This is a genomic window from Devosia sp. Micro-HW1, assembly GCF_056341075.1.
On record NZ_CP094375.1, the window covers coordinates 1,980,717 to 1,995,369 of the forward strand.

A 14,653-nucleotide genomic window follows, 5' to 3' on the forward strand; every position below is an offset into this window, starting at 1 on the left:
AATGGACTCTGAATCAAACGCGCTAGATTCGAGTCGATTCAGCCTGGATTCAACGTGACTCAAGAGGAGACAGTAGAAACAATTTGATTAAAATGAATACTATTTGAAGTAATAACTAGGTAAATGATTCCAAGTTTCAAGTTTTTCGCAGAGGTAACTAATAGTTAAGCTAGAGATGCAAGTATAGCTTAAAGCCGGATGGGAATACGGCGGACAGATTTAGATTTAAAAAGCAGCGAGACTAAGCGGCCCCGGTCCACAATCGCCTACCGATTTCCCTAGTATCTTTTTGCGGTAGAGAGACAGAATGTCATCCTCAATCAACTGCGTCCGGTCATGACCATGACCGAAGACCGTATCCATACGCTCGTCATTTCGGGCGATGCAGGCATCAAGTCCGCCAAGGAAGTTGCGGGCGCCCTGCATGAGGCCATCGAAAGCCACACCAGCATCGAGGTCGACACACAGACTGTGTCCACCGCCGACATCACAACTGTGCAGACATTGCTGTCGGCAAGGGCGTCGGCCCATGCCCGCAACCAGCAGCTCACCCTGCTCGCGCCGCTGGGCGCGCCCTTGCAGGCCGTGCTGCACGCAGCCGGCTTCCTCAGCCCCGGCCAGGAGCATGCGCGCTTCTGGACCGCCGTATCCGATCAGCCAGCAGGACACTGAGCATGACCAAGACTATCCTCACGATCGACGATTCCGCCTCCATCCGCCAGATGGTGGCCATGACGCTGACGTCAGCCGGTCTCGACGTGATCGAGGCAGGCAATGGCCAGGAAGGCTATGAAAAGGCCACCACCAACACGGTCCATGCAGTCCTCACCGATCTCAACATGCCGGTGCTGAATGGCATCGAATTCATCCGCAAATATCGCCAGCACCCCTCATCCAAGGGCATCCCGATCATCCTGCTCACCACCGAGTCGGACGAAGAGCTCAAGCGCCAGGCCAAGGAAGCAGGCGCGACCGGCTGGATCGTCAAACCCTTCAAGCAGGATCAGTTGCTTGCAATCATAAAGAAGGTCACGGGCGCATGAACATATCCGATCCGACCGAGACTTTTCGCCAGGAGGCGCGCGAGCTGCTCGACCAGCTCGAAGCCGGGCTGCTCGACCTTGAGCAGGATCCCTCCAATGCCGACCTGATCAACTCGACCTTCCGGGCCCTGCACACGATCAAGGGGTCGGGGGCCATGTTTGGCTTCACCGCGGTTGCCGAATTCGTCCACGAGTTCGAGACCGCGTTTGACCAGGTGCGCAAGGGCCAGAGCGCGGCCAATTCGGCATTGATCGAAGTGGCGCTCGACGCCAAGGATCACATTCACCTGCTGATCGAGACGCCCGATGCCGAGATCAGCGGCGGCGCTGACATTCTCGACCATCTGCGGGCCGTGATCTCGGGCGGCATCCCCTCCGCCGCGCCGCCTCAGGCCCTGCCTGTCGCCCCGGAGCCCAAGACTGCGCCTGTGCCGGCCGCCACATCCATCTGGCGGCTCGAATTTTATCTGCCTTCCGACGCGCTCATCTACGGCACCAACCCGCTGCTGCTGCTCGATGAGCTGGCCCAGATCGGACCGACCACGGTCACGGCGCTGACCGGCCGCATTCCGGATCTGGCGACGCTCGACCCCGAAGTACCCCATATCGGCTGGCGCGTTGACATCGAGGCAGCCGATCCGACAGCGGCGATCGACGACGTGTTCCTGTTCCTGCGCGACAATATGGAACTGACCCTGGCGCGGCTCGATGACGCGGCACAGACCGTATCGGCTGCGCCGGCCATTGCCGCGGCAGCGCCGCCCCCGGCGCCAGCGCTGCTCGAGATGGCCGTTGCCGAAATCCAGCCCGCCGCTGCGGCAGCGCCCCGCGCCAAGGCCAATGCCGCACCCGAAGCGCCCGATCGTGCCGCCTCGTCGCTGCGCGTCCCGGCGGAACGCCTTGACGAGCTGATGGACCGGGTGGGCGAACTGGTTATCGCCCAGGCTCGGCTCAGCCAGATTGCCGGCCTCAGCTCGGACACGGCATTGAAGACCATTGCCGAAGAGCTCGAACGCCTCTCCTCAGGTCTGCGCGATACCACGATGGGCATCCGCATGGTGCCGATCGGCACCCTGTTCAGCCGCTTCCGTCGCCTCATCCACGACCTCTCGGGCGAACTGGGCAAGCCGATCGAGTTCATCACCTCGGGCGAAGACACCGAACTCGACAAGACCATGATCGAGCGCCTCGCCGATCCCCTGGTCCATCTCATCCGCAATTCGGTCGACCACGGCCTCGAAAGCGCCGACAAGCGCATCGCTGCCGGCAAGCCGGCCAAGGGGGTCGTGCGACTCTCCGCCGTCTATTCCGGCGCCGAAGTCGCCATCTCGGTCACCGATGACGGCGCCGGGCTCAACACGGCGCGCATACGCGCCAAGGCCGAAGAAAATGGCCTGATTGCTCCCGACGCCAAGCTCACCGACCAGGAACTGCACCACCTGATCTTCGCGCCTGGCTTCTCCACCGCCAAGGAAGTCACCTCCCTCTCGGGTCGTGGCGTCGGCATGGACGTGGTCAAGCGCACCATTGACGGGCTGCGCGGCACGATCGACGTGGCCAGCAAGCCCGGCGAAGGCTCGACCATGACGCTGCGCCTGCCGCTGACCCTGGCCATCATCGATGGCATGCTGGTCCGCGTCGGCAACGGCCGCTACACCATCCCGCTGGCCGCCGTGGAAGAGTGCGTCGAGCTGCCCGAGGGCATCGTGGCCCATGCCAAGGGCCGCAACTTCCTCGACATCCGCGGGGCCCTCGTCCCCTATCTGCGGCTGCGTGAAGTGTTCGGCACGACGTCGGAGCCGGAACCGCACCAGAAGGTGGTGATCGTCTCCTCCGGCGAAGGCCGGGTGGGGCTCGTGGTCGATCAGATCATCGGCAACAACCAGACCGTCATCAAGCAGCTCTCCAAGCTCCATTCCGGGATCAAGTCCTTCTCCGGCGCCACCATTCTGGGTGACGGCACGGTGGCCCTGATCCTCGACACGGCGCATCTGGTGGCCTCGGGCCAGACCTATGTCGATCGCAACCTCACCGGGAGGGCCGCATGAGCCAGACCCAGGACCACCTGCCCTCCTCGATGACGGCTCTTACCATCCGGCTTGATGACGAACTGTTCGCGGTGGAAGCGGGCCGGGTGCGCGAGATTCTCGACCTCGTGCCCATCACCGAAGTGCCCAACGCCCCTGACTTCGTGGGCGGGCTCATCAATGTCCGCGGCCGCGTCGTGCCGCTGGCGGACCTCAGGGTCATGTTTGGCATGAACCGTCCCGAACCCGACCAGGACACCCGCATCGTCGTCATGGAAGTGGACATGGACGGCGAGCCAACCATTGCCGGCATCCTCGCCGACAAGGTGCATGACGTCACTGACATCGAAGCCGCCTCGATCGAGGAGGCACCCAAGGTCGGCATGCGCTGGCGCCCCGAATTCATCAAGGGCATCGGCAAGCGCAATGGCGGCTTCATCATCATTCCGAACATGGAACGAATTTTCGAAACACCGGGCGCCAGAAGCGCGCCTGTTGCAGCTTCAGAAGAAAGGCCTGCATCGTGAGACTGACTATTAAGACAAAACTGGCGGCCGTCTTCGGCATCGTCGTTGCGCTGTCGGCCGGCAGCATGTTTATCGCCCTGCAGAACCTGGGTACGCTCAATTCCAAGCTTGAGACGATCGTACAGGTCCGTTCGGCCAATCTCGTCACCTCATCGGAGATGCAGACCAGCCTGGAAAGCCTGGGCTCGCGCATGCGGGCAATGATCCTGAGCAATGATCCGGCGACCAAGCAGGACTATGTCGCATCGGTCGCCGAAGACTATGCGGAACTGACCGCGGGCCTCGCCTCGCTCGAAGCCAATGTTGCCGATCCGGCCATTCGTGAACAACTGCCGGCCTTCGGCGCCAAGCTCAGCGAAATGTGGGCCGAAGTTCAGGTGGCAGAGGAACTGACGCTCAAGAATTCGGACACCGCCGCCCTGCAGATCAGCCGCAGCGAAGGTTCGGGGTCACTCGGCGTCTTCGAGGAGACAATGGCTGCCCTGCGCGCCTCGCTGCAGCGCAAGGTGGAAGCGGGCGATATCTCGGCCTTTGCCGGCTACCAGGCCGCGACCGAAATGTTCGTGACCGGCACCGACATGTTCCGCCAGCAGCGCAACGTCCTGCTTGCCGCCTCGCAGGATCGCGCACTCCAGGAAACCTGGAACGCGGACTATCTGGCGGGCGTCGAGGCCAATGCGCAGCGCGTGGCCGAGATGGGTCGCATCATGCCCCCCTCTGACGCAGCCCTGTTCAATGCCGCGCGCAGTGCCTATGACGACATGGTGGCTGCCATGAACAAGGCGGTCGCCGTCTCGATGGAAAACGGCGATTTCTACGCCAATCTGTCGCTTGAAACCGTCAGCACGCTCCGTCGCGACGCCAATACCATCCTGCAGGCCATGATCGACCGGAACCAGGAGCTGATGATCCAGGCTGACGCCGAAGCCCAGGTCCTCTACGACAATTCGATGATGCTGCTGATCGGCCTGTTGGTTGGCTCCGCTCTCATCGCCCTGGTCGCCGCCACCTGGATCGTCGTCAGCATCTCGCGGGCTCTCTCCAGCGCCGTGCGCCTCGCCGACGAAGTGGCGGGAGGCAATCTCTCCGCCTCGGCCGTGGTCAAGGGCGACGACGAGGTCGCCGACCTCATCAAGACCCTCAATGCCATGACCACCAAGCTGCGCGAAGTGGTCACCGAGGTGACCGCGGCAACCCGCAATGTCGCCGCCGGCTCCCAGGAAATGTCGGCCACCGCCGAACAATTGAGCCAGGGCGCCACCGAGCAGGCCTCCTCCACCGAAGAGGCCTCGGCCTCGATGGAGGAAATGGCCGCCACCATCAAGCAGTCGGCGGACAATGCTTCGCAGACCGAAAAGATCGCCCGCCAGTCCGCTGCCGATGCGATTGCCTCGGGCGAAGCGGTGAATAATGCCGTCACTGCCATGCAGACCATCGCCGAAAAGATCATGGTCGTGCAGGAAATCGCCCGCCAGACTGACCTCCTCGCCCTCAACGCCGCGGTGGAAGCCGCCCGTGCCGGCGAACATGGTCGCGGCTTTGCGGTCGTGGCCTCGGAAGTGCGCAAACTGGCCGAGCGCAGCCAGGCCGCCGCAGCCGAGATCTCGACCCTCTCGGGCACCACAGTGAAGGCCGCCCAGTCGGCCGGCGAAATGCTCGGCAAGCTGGTTCCCGACATCCAGCGCACCGCTGAACTGGTGGAGGAAATCTCCGCTGGCAGCCGCGAGCAGAATGCCGGCGCCGCCCAGATCAACACGGCCATCCAGCAGCTCGACAAGGTCACCCAGCAGAACACTTCGGCGGCCGAGGAAATGTCGGCCACGTCGGAAGAGCTGGCCAGCCAGGCAGAACAGCTGCAGGCCGCCATCAGCTATTTCCGGATCGACGCCAGCTCGGTTGCGGCAGCCAATGACCCGGCGCCTGCCAATGCCGATCTCAAGGCCGCCATCCTTGCCAAGGCGCCGCACATGGCGCCCAGGGCCAAGCCGGGCAAGCCCGCAAAGGCCAAGGCCAAGGGCGGCGCCGGTGGTGGCTTCGACCTCGACATGGGCGACGCCAGTGACGACCTCGACGGGGACTTCACCCGCCGCGGCGCCGCCTGATCCAGTCCGATTATCTAGACCCGGCCGCCAGGAGGCGGCCGGGCATGGCTGACAATCACTAGAAGGGACCAATGATGAGCAGTCACCGCCGCCCGATGTTCCGGTCCATACCGGCAAAAATTCTCGCCTTGCAGCTTGCCTCCAGCATTGCCATAGCGGGCATTGTCGGCGGCGTGGGCTATTTCGGCATGTGGAGCATGGACCACGCCATGCTGGCCATTCACGATGAACGCATCGTGCCGCTCGAAGAGCTCAAATTTGTCTCCGATGCCTATGCCATCGACATTGTCGACACGACCCATCGCGTCGCGTCGGGCTCGCTGAGCTGGACCGAGGCCGAAAGCCGGGTCCATGACGCCAGCGAAATCATCAACGAACACTGGGATACTTACGCCGCCGGGCTTATGACCGCCGAAGAGGCCGAGATCGCCGCCCGCGTCGAGACCAGCAAGGTCGCCGCCGACGCCAAGGTTGCCCAGCTCGAAACCATCCTTGCCAGTCGCGACATCGAGGCCCTCAAGGCCTTTGCCGATACCCAGCTTTATGCCGCCATCGACCCGACCACGGAAGCTATTGCCGAGCTCTCCTCCTACCAGCTCGCGGCCGCCCATCACCTCAAGGAAGAAGGCGAAGCGCTGTTTGGCCTGCTCACCTGGATCATGATTGGCGTGAGTGTACTGGTCACGGCAATTGCCGCCTGCATCGTGCTGCTGATCACCAACGGCATCAAGCGCAACCTCACGGCGGCCACCAACCTGGCCAATGCCGTGGCCGTTGGCGACGTCTCTGCCGCAGTGTCGGTCAAGTCGGGTGACGAGGTGGAAATCCTGGTCGACGCGCTCAATGCCATGACCGACAACCTGCGCCAGACGGCGGGCATTGCCGACAAGATCGCCGATGGCGACCTGACCGTGCGCCCCACCCCGCTCTCCGACAAGGACACGCTCGGCCTGGCACTCGAGCGCATGGTCGAAAAGCTGCGCGATGTGGTCTCCGACGCCATGCAGGCGGCCCGCAATGTTGCCGCTGGCAGCCAGGAAATGTCGGCCACCGCCGAACAGCTGAGCCAGGGCGCCACCGAGCAGGCTTCCTCGACCGAAGAGGCTTCCGCATCCATGGAAGAAATGGCCGCCACCATCAAGCAGTCGGCGGACAATGCCAGCCAGACTGAAAAGATCGCCCGCCAGTCGGCCGTGGATGCCATCGCCTCGGGCGAAGCGGTGAACAATGCCGTCACCGCCATGCAGACCATCGCCGAAAAGATCATGGTGGTTCAGGAAATCGCCCGCCAGACCGACCTCCTTGCGCTCAATGCCGCGGTGGAAGCCGCCCGTGCCGGCGAGCACGGTCGCGGCTTTGCCGTCGTGGCTTCGGAAGTGCGCAAACTGGCCGAGCGCAGCCAGGCTGCCGCGGCCGAAATTTCGACCCTCTCGGGCACCACGGTGAAGGCCGCCCAGTCGGCCGGCGCCATGCTTGGCAAGCTCGTGCCGGACATCCAGCGCACCGCCGAACTGGTGGAAGAAATCTCCGCTGGCTCCAGGGAACAGAATGCCGGCGCCGCCCAGATCAACACGGCCATCCAGCAGCTCGACAAGGTCACCCAGCAGAACACGTCGGCTGCCGAGGAACTGTCATCGACCTCCGAGGAACTGGCCAGCCAGGCCGAGCACCTGCAATCAGCCATCAGCTACTTCCGCATCGAGGCCGGTTCGGGCCGGGCCGTTGCGGCCCCGGCTTCCGCTCAAGCCCAGGATTCGGAGCTGCGCGACGCAGTGATGGCCAAGGCCCCGCACATGAAAAAGAGCAGGCCCGGCCGCGCGGCAGCCGAATCCCGCGGCGGAGGCTTCGACATTTCCCTCGAAGAGGGCCAGGACGAGCTGGACTCCGAATTTACCCGCCGCGGCGCCGCATAGGAAAGATCATGGCCGAACTCTCTCAATTCGTCACCCTGGGTGTCGCCGACGACCTCTTTGCGGCGCCCGTCACCAAGGTGCAGGAAATCCTCGACATGCGGCCGATAGCCCGCCTGCCCCGGGCCCCGGAAAACCTCCTGGGCATGATCGACGTGCGCGGCGAGGGCGTCCCGGTGCTCGACCTGAGGCTGACGCTGGGCATCGATCCGGCCGCCGATACGGAGAACACCCGCATTGTCGTACTGGCCGTCAATGGGCCATCGGGGGCCGTGACCGTTGGCCTGCGTGCCGATCGGGTGTTTGAAGTCACGGTGCTCGACAGCGAGACCCTCGATCCGCCCCCCGCCATCAGCGCCCGCTGGAGCGGGCACTGCATCGAGGGCATTGGCCGCCGCAATGGCCGCTTTGTCACCGTCCTCGACCTGGACCGCCTGCTTGGCGACGCTGCAGCGCTTGGCATCGCAGCCTGACCTGCCCTGATCGGCCTACGGGCCGGCCGGACCCCGCGTATCGGAGTGAGTTTATGTCTGCCACTGCCAGCAAAATCCTGCATGACGATGCCGAAGACCATCTCGACATGCGCGACTTCCAGCGCATCGCTACGCTGATCGGCAAGGAAGTCGGCATCAAACTGCCGCCCGCAAAACGCCTGATGGTGGAGGGCCGGCTTCGGCGGCGCCTCCGGCATCTCAATCTCGACAGTTTCGCCGAATATGGCGACTACCTGTTCCGCGGCGACGGACTCGATCGCGAACTGACCTATCTGATCAACGCCGTCACTACCAACAAGACCGACTTCTTCCGCGAGCCCGAACATTTCGAGTGCATGGAAAAGGTGCTGCTGCCGGGCCTGCTGGCAGGTCGCCGCGAACGGGCGCCATTGCTCAAAGTCTGGAGTGCGGCCAGCTCAACGGGCGCCGAGGCCTACACCATTGCCATGGTCCTCGCCGACCTCGCCATGGAGCGCCGGGATTTCCGCTTCGCGGTCCTGGGCACCGACATTTCGACCGATGTCATCGAGACCGGACGCCGCGCCATCTATCCGGCTGAACAGATCGCGCCTGTGCCCCTGGGCATGCAGTCGCGCTACCTCATGCATGCGCGCCGCCCCGGCGCCCGCCCTGAAGTGCGTATCGTGCCCGAATTGCGTCGCCAGGTGCGCTTCGACCGCCTCAACCTCATGGACGACACCTATCCCTATGACCGGGATGTGGACATTATTTTTCTGCGTAATGTGCTGATCTACTTCGAGAAATCTGATCAGGCCGACGTAATCCGCCGGCTGGTCGGGCATCTCCGGCCCGGCGGTTATCTTCTTCTTGGTCATTCGGAGTCCATGATCGGGACCTCGATCACCATGCGCCAGATCGCGCCTGCCGTCTTCCAGAAGGTCTGAGCCGTCCGATGAGCCCGAAAATCCGCGTCCTGATTGTCGATGACAGCGCTTCCGTGCGCACGACGCTTTCCGACATCATCTCGGCCGATCCAGACCTCGAAGTCATGGCCACCGCCGCCGACCCCTATGTCGCGGTCGAACGCATCCGCCAGGAAGTGCCGGACGTCATGTTCCTCGACATCGAGCTGCCGCGCATGGACGGCATCACTTTCTTGAAAAAGATCATGAGCCAGCGCCCCATTCCGGTGGTGATCTGCTCGAGCCTGGCCCAGGACGGCTCGGATGCCTTCATGCAGGCGCTCGAAGCCGGCGCCGTCGACGTGGTGGCCAAGCCACGCGTCGACACGGCCCAGTTCCTGCAGGAATCGCGCATGCGCATCTGCGACGCCGCCAAGGCGGCCGCCCATGCCAAGATGCGCGGCATTGCCAAGGTCGCGCCAGCCCTCCGCGTGCCCAGCCCCGACGTCAAGGTGGAAGCCAAGCTGACGGCCGACGCCATCATCCCGGCCATTTCCGATGCCCGCCGCGAGAGCCTGATTGCCCGCCTGCCGGTAACCGAGCCGATCGTCGCCATCGGGGCCTCCACCGGCGGCACCGAGGCTCTGCGCGAGGTGCTCGAGGCCCTGCCGGCCAATAGCCCGCCCATTCTCATTGTCCAGCACATGCCGGAAAAGTTCACCACTGCCTTTGCCCGGCGCCTCGACATGAGCTGCGCGGTCACGGTCAAGGAAGCCGAGGATGGCGACCTGGTTCAGCCAGGCCACGTGCTGATCGCGCCGGGCAATCTGCACATGATGTTGGTACGCAATGGCTCGCGCTATACGGTCAAGATCGAGGAAGGCCCGCATGTCTCGCGCCACCGCCCCTCGGTCGACGTGCTGTTCCGCTCGACCGCCCAGGCGGCCGGCAAAAACGCCATGGGCATGATCCTGACCGGCATGGGCGACGATGGCGCAAGAGGCCTGCTTGAAATGCGCCAGATGGGCAGCCTTACCCTGGCTCAGGATGAAGCCAGTTGCGTCGTCTTCGGCATGCCCAAGGAAGCCATCCAGCGCGGCGCCGCCCTGCGCACCCTGCCCCTCAATAAGATGGCCGGCGAAATCGTCGCCTTTGGCCGCAAGACTGCATCCGCCCCGGGAGGCGCCGCATGAGCACAACAGTCCATCCCGCCGCCATCCGGCAGCTGGCCGATGACCTTGCCCGTCCCAGACAAGACATTGAATCCGCCTTCGTGGCCGTGGGCAGCCGCCTCACCGAAGGCGCGGCCTTGCTCAACACGCTGAGCCGCGTGTTCGAAGCTCTGCCGGAGGCCCTGGGTGGCGCCGAGGTCGAGGAGGCCACGACCCGTCTAAACGCAGTGGCCGCCCGGGCTGAACAGCTCGCCAGCACTTTTTCGCAGGAAAAGGCCGACCTGGCGCGCTTGGTCGAAGTGGTTGCCGCCGCCAATTCTCCGATCTCCGACCTCAAGCGCGCGGTCAAGATGATGGGCATTGTCTCGGTCAATGCACGCGTCACCGCTGCCGGCATTGTCGGCGACAGCGACGATTTCGACGTCTTCACCACCGATATTGCCACCCTCTCGGACTCGGCCAACCGCACCATCCAGGATTTTGCCCAGGTCTACCGGCAGTTGACCGCCGAGGTCGATCGCGCCGCCAGCCAGCGTGCCCGCTTCGAGGCGACGCACGCCCATACCCTCACCCATCTCGGATCGAGCCTGGCCACGACGCTCGATGCCCTCGGCCAGCAGCGCGCCGGCGCGCTCGATAGCAGCGCCGAAACCGGTCGGGTATCCCGTCAGATCGTCGGCCGCATCGGCAGCGCCGTCATGTCGCTTCAGGTCGGGGACGCGACCCGCCAGCGCATCGAGCATGTCGAGGCCGGCCTTGCCGCCCTGGCGGACCTGCTGGACGGCAAGCCGGCCCATGGCCAGGCGATTGACACCGACGACCATGCGGCTGCCCTCGCCGCCATTGCCGCGCTCGAACAGACCCAGCTTACCCAGACCGCCGCCAGTTTTGCCCAGGAAGTCGAACGGGCCGAAGCAGACCTTTCGGCCCTTGCCAGCGACGCCGGCACGATCATGGCGCGCAGCCGCGACTTTGGTGGCGACGACCGCGGCAAGTCCTCTGCGATTGCCAGTCTCTCGGCACAGTTGCGCACTGCCGTGACCATCCTTGCCGATTTCGAAACAGAGCGCGGCAAACTCGAAATCGTCGCTGCAGCGGTGCAGGGCACCGTCAGGACGCTGCTCGAACATGTCGAAGCGGTGCAGGAGATCGAGGCCAATATGCGCCTCGTCAGTCTCAATGCCGCTGTGCGCTGCGCCCAGCTGGGGCCGCGCGGCGCTTCGCTCACCGTGATCGCCACGCAATTGCGCGAGTTGACCAGCGAGACCGTAGTGGCCGCAGAAGCCGCCATGGCGCGGCTCGGAGAATCCTCCACCCTTGCTGGTTCATTCGGCGCCGCATCCGGTCAGGGCGCCGGTCAGGTGGGCGAACTGGAGCAGCAGGCCAATCTCGCCCTCGATATTCTTGCCCGCCTCGACCAGCACATGGCGGCAGCGCTTGCGAGGCTCAACGCTGATGGACCCAAGGTCATCAAGCTGCTCGAAGGCGCCGCTTCCGGCCTTTCCGGCCAGTCAGCCATGGCCGAGACACTCGACGACCTCGCCCTGGCCGTCGCAGCCCTTTCACGCGACCCCGCACCTTCAGGCCTTTCGGTCGAGTTGACGGAAATCCTTGCCGGGCTGCGCAAGACCTACACGATGGAGGCCGAGCGGCAGGCCCATGACCGGCTGTTCCCGAAGGCGTCAGCGATCGCTGCAGCCAACGATCCCGAGCCGGAAGCGGAAATGGACCTCGACGCCTTCATGCTGTGATCAGCGCAGCCCGTTACGGACAATGAAGGCATCGAGCTTTGCCTGCTGGCTTTGGGTCAGTGGCCAGGCCGAGGGAGGGCGTGTCGGCCCGCAATCGCGGCCGAGCGCTTTGAGGGCCGCCTTGACCCCGGTCACATTGGTGCCGTTCATCTCTTCGGCGCGGATTTCCTCAAAAGCCTTCATCCCGGCAATGAGAGAATTGGCGCCCGCATAGTCGCCCGCCTCAAGCGCCGCGTGGATGGCCAGCGAGCGCTCCGGCCAGACATTGATCAGCCCCGAGGTAAAGCCGCGGGCACCCACCGCGTAAAAGGCCGGCGCCCAGATTTCTGCCAGCCCGCCAACCCAGACCAGGCCCGGATCGGAGGCGGCCATGGCTTCGGCGAGCTTCAGCGGGTTGGGCGTCGCCCACTTGATGCCCTTGACCTGCGGCAACGCACAGAGCTCCGCAATGGCTTTGGTGCCGATGGCGTCATTGCGCAGATAGAGCATCATCGGCAGACCGTCCGAGGCGTCGGCGACGGCCTTCAGATAGTCCACCGTGCCGCGCGGCGAGACGAAGGGGTCAGGCGGCTGGTGCACCATCAGCGCCGTCGCCCCGGCTGCGGCCGAAACCTTCGCCAGCGCCACGGCGTCGCGAATGCCGCGCCCGACGCCGGCCAGAACCGGCGCGCGTCCGTCGACCAGGCGCACCACTTCGCGCACCATGACCGACGCTTCTTCGGTCGTGAGGGCGTAGAATTCGCCAGTATTTCCATTGACGACAGGCATATGCAGCCCGGCGCCCAATGCGCGATCGAGAACGGGCACGAGTTTTTGCGGAGCGACGTCGCCGTTGGCGTCATAGGGCGTGACGAGAATGCCGGAAATGCCCATCAGTGCCTGGTCGAGTGTCAGTGCCATTGTCGCGGCCTTCCCTAGTAAATATCCGGTTCGCCGGCCGCCTGGCCGAAATCGCGCTCGAGAAAGTCGAAATCGCAGCCCTTGTCGGCCTGGGTGACGTGCCTGGAATAGATCCAGCCCCAACCGCGCTCGAAGCGGGGCGGCGGGGGAATCCAGGCGGCCTTGCGCTCAGCCAGTTCGGCCTCGTTGACCAGCATGTCGAGCCGCCGACTGGGCAAGTCGAGACGAACGATGTCGCCGGTCCGAAGCAAAGCCAGCGGCCCGCCCACATAGCTCTCGGGCGCCACATGCAGCACGCAGGCCCCGTAGGATGTGCCCGACATGCGCGCGTCGGAAATGCGCAGCATGTCGCGATAGCCTTGTTTGATCAGCGCCTTGGGGATGGGCAGCATGCCCCATTCGGGCATGCCCGGACCGCCCAGCGGCCCCGCATTACGCAGTACCAGCACATGGTCTGGCGTCACGGCGAGGTCCTCATCGTCAATGGCCGCCTTCATCTGCGCATAGGAATCAAAGACCAGCGCCGGTCCCTCATGGACATAGTATTTCGGATCGCAGGCTGCCGGCTTGATGATGGCGCCATCGGGACAGAGATTGCCGCGCAGCACGGCCAGCGAGCCCTCGTGATAGACGGGGTTATTGAGCGGGCGGATGACGTCATCATTGAAGACGACGGCCTGCGCAATATTCTCGCCCAGCGTCCGACCATTGACCGCCGGCGCATCAAGGTCGAGCCGGTCCGCGATCTGCCGGATCAGCGCCAGCAGACCGCCTGCGAAATAAAAATCCTCCATGAGATAGTCCTTGCCCGAAGGCCGGACATTGGCGAGCAGCGGCGTTTCGCGCCCCAGCACGTCGAGATCGTCAAGGCCCAGCGCCACCCCGGCGCGGCGCGCCATGGCGATGAGGTGCACCACCGCATTGGTGGAGCAGCCAGTGGCCATGGCGACAATAGCGGCATTGCGCACCGAGGCATCGGTGACGATCCGGTCCGGCGTGAGGTCCTCCCAGACCATGTCGACGATCCGCCGACCACACTCCGCTGCCATGCGCTGATGCCCGGAATCGACGGCAGGGATCGACGAGGCGCCCGGCAAGGTCAGCCCCATCGCATCGACAATGGCCGTCATGGTGGAGGCCGTGCCCATGGTCATGCAGACCCCGGCCGAGCGGGCAATGCCCCCCTGCACCCCCTGCCATTGTTCGTCGCTGACATTGCCAGCGCGGCGCTCGTCCCAGTATTTCCAGGCATCCGAACCCGAGCCCAGCGCCTTTCCGGCATAGTTGCCGCGCAGCATCGGGCCGGCCGGCAGGTAGATCATCGGCACGGCAGCCGTGATGCCGCCCATGACGAGGCCAGGCGTGGTCTTGTCGCAGCCGCCCATCAGCACGACACCATCGAGCGGATGCGAGCGGATCATCTCCTCCGTCTCCATGGCGAGCATGTTGCGGTAGAGCATTGAGGTGGGCTTGGTGAAACTCTCGTCCACCGACAGCGTCGGCAGCTCCACCGGAAAGCCGCCGGCAGCAAGCACGCCGCGTTTGACCGCCTCGACCCTTTCAGGGAAGTGACTATGGCAGGCATTGAGCTCGGACCAGGTGTTGAGAATGCCGATCACGGGCCTGCCCATGAAATCGGCCTCGGAATAGCCCAGCTGCATCATCCGGGAACGATGACCGAAGCTGCGCAGGTCATCGGGCGCGAACCAGCGCGCTGATCGCAAGTCTTCGGCGCGCCTTCTTGGTGCTGAACCCATTGGCTCCTCCCCTTTGCCATTAAATGTATGCGCATACATAACTGATCGTCAATTGGCTCTGCGACTTGCCTTGACGTCGTGAACACGCATACATGATGGTTGGAAAG

12 protein-coding genes are annotated in these 14,653 nt (G+C 64.2%); 10 read left to right on the plus strand and 2 right to left on the minus strand.

What is annotated here, in order from left to right:
• Nucleotides 1-342: 342 nt before the first annotated feature.
• From MQW79_RS09455 to MQW79_RS09500, 10 genes are all read left to right on the plus strand, one after another.
• Entirely contained in the window at nucleotides 343-672 is a 330-nt protein-coding gene (locus tag MQW79_RS09455) for an STAS domain-containing protein (RefSeq protein ID WP_476584249.1), read from the plus strand.
• 2 nt (nucleotides 673-674) lie between these two features.
• Nucleotides 675-1,043 carry a response regulator gene (locus tag MQW79_RS09460; protein WP_476584250.1) on the plus strand — a complete coding sequence of 123 codons (369 nt, stop codon included), beginning with the start codon at nucleotides 675-677 and terminating at the stop codon, nucleotides 1,041-1,043.
• The gene (locus tag MQW79_RS09465) at nucleotides 1,040-3,091 is read left to right on the plus strand and encodes a chemotaxis protein CheA (RefSeq protein ID WP_476584251.1); all 2,052 of its coding nucleotides are present in this window, start codon (nucleotides 1,040-1,042) and stop codon (nucleotides 3,089-3,091) included. Before MQW79_RS09460 ends, MQW79_RS09465 begins: the two co-directional genes overlap by 4 nt.
• Nucleotides 3,088-3,597 (plus strand): chemotaxis protein CheW, encoded by a 510-nt coding sequence (locus MQW79_RS09470; RefSeq protein ID WP_476584252.1) that lies wholly within the window; start codon nucleotides 3,088-3,090, stop codon nucleotides 3,595-3,597. The genes MQW79_RS09465 and MQW79_RS09470 overlap by 4 nt, the downstream gene beginning before the upstream one ends.
• The gene (locus tag MQW79_RS09475; RefSeq protein WP_476584253.1) at nucleotides 3,594-5,699 is read left to right on the plus strand and encodes a HAMP domain-containing methyl-accepting chemotaxis protein; all 2,106 of its coding nucleotides are present in this window, start codon (nucleotides 3,594-3,596) and stop codon (nucleotides 5,697-5,699) included. The genes MQW79_RS09470 and MQW79_RS09475 overlap by 4 nt, the downstream gene beginning before the upstream one ends.
• Nucleotides 5,700-5,770: 71 nt before the next feature.
• Complete coding sequence (locus MQW79_RS09480) at nucleotides 5,771-7,612, plus strand: methyl-accepting chemotaxis protein (RefSeq protein WP_476584254.1); 1,842 nt, start codon at nucleotides 5,771-5,773, stop codon at nucleotides 7,610-7,612.
• 8 nt (nucleotides 7,613-7,620) lie between these two features.
• On the plus strand, nucleotides 7,621-8,082 hold the full coding sequence (locus MQW79_RS09485; RefSeq protein ID WP_476584255.1) for a chemotaxis protein CheW: 462 nt from the start codon (nucleotides 7,621-7,623) through the stop codon (nucleotides 8,080-8,082).
• 53 nt (nucleotides 8,083-8,135) lie between these two features.
• Nucleotides 8,136-9,008 (plus strand): CheR family methyltransferase, encoded by an 873-nt coding sequence (locus MQW79_RS09490; RefSeq protein ID WP_476584256.1) that lies wholly within the window; start codon nucleotides 8,136-8,138, stop codon nucleotides 9,006-9,008.
• 8 nt (nucleotides 9,009-9,016) lie between these two features.
• Nucleotides 9,017-10,159: a protein-glutamate methylesterase/protein-glutamine glutaminase gene (locus tag MQW79_RS09495; RefSeq protein WP_476584257.1), complete on the plus strand. Its 1,143-nt coding sequence runs from the start codon at nucleotides 9,017-9,019 to the stop codon at nucleotides 10,157-10,159.
• Nucleotides 10,156-11,889: a hypothetical protein gene (locus MQW79_RS09500; RefSeq protein WP_476584258.1), complete on the plus strand. Its 1,734-nt coding sequence runs from the start codon at nucleotides 10,156-10,158 to the stop codon at nucleotides 11,887-11,889. Before MQW79_RS09495 ends, MQW79_RS09500 begins: the two co-directional genes overlap by 4 nt.
• On the opposite strand, the gene MQW79_RS09505 is transcribed toward MQW79_RS09500, so the two are convergent.
• Together MQW79_RS09505 and araD are read right to left on the minus strand one after the other, a co-directional pair.
• Entirely contained in the window at nucleotides 11,890-12,789 is a 900-nt protein-coding gene (locus MQW79_RS09505) for a dihydrodipicolinate synthase family protein (protein WP_476584259.1), read from the minus strand.
• A gap of 14 nt (nucleotides 12,790-12,803) precedes the next feature.
• Entirely contained in the window at nucleotides 12,804-14,546 is a 1,743-nt protein-coding gene (gene araD, locus MQW79_RS09510) for an L-arabinonate dehydratase (protein WP_476584260.1), read from the minus strand.
• Between the last annotated feature and the right edge of the window lie 107 nt (nucleotides 14,547-14,653).

Coding starts and splice junctions, on each gene's coding strand:
- MQW79_RS09455 (WP_476584249.1), top strand. CDS start 343: ATGACCGAAGACCGTATCCATACGCTCGTCATTTCGGGCGATGCAGGC.
- MQW79_RS09460 (WP_476584250.1), top strand. CDS start 675: ATGACCAAGACTATCCTCACGATCGACGATTCCGCCTCCATCCGCCAG.
- MQW79_RS09465 (WP_476584251.1), top strand. CDS start 1,040: ATGAACATATCCGATCCGACCGAGACTTTTCGCCAGGAGGCGCGCGAG.
- MQW79_RS09470 (WP_476584252.1), top strand. CDS start 3,088: ATGAGCCAGACCCAGGACCACCTGCCCTCCTCGATGACGGCTCTTACC.
- MQW79_RS09480 (WP_476584254.1), top strand. CDS start 5,771: ATGATGAGCAGTCACCGCCGCCCGATGTTCCGGTCCATACCGGCAAAA.
- MQW79_RS09485 (WP_476584255.1), top strand. CDS start 7,621: ATGGCCGAACTCTCTCAATTCGTCACCCTGGGTGTCGCCGACGACCTC.
- MQW79_RS09490 (WP_476584256.1), top strand. CDS start 8,136: ATGTCTGCCACTGCCAGCAAAATCCTGCATGACGATGCCGAAGACCAT.
- MQW79_RS09495 (WP_476584257.1), top strand. CDS start 9,017: ATGAGCCCGAAAATCCGCGTCCTGATTGTCGATGACAGCGCTTCCGTG.
- MQW79_RS09500 (WP_476584258.1), top strand. CDS start 10,156: ATGAGCACAACAGTCCATCCCGCCGCCATCCGGCAGCTGGCCGATGAC.
- MQW79_RS09505 (WP_476584259.1), bottom strand. CDS start 12,789: ATGGCACTGACACTCGACCAGGCACTGATGGGCATTTCCGGCATTCTC.
- araD (WP_476584260.1), bottom strand. CDS start 14,546: ATGGGTTCAGCACCAAGAAGGCGCGCCGAAGACTTGCGATCAGCGCGC.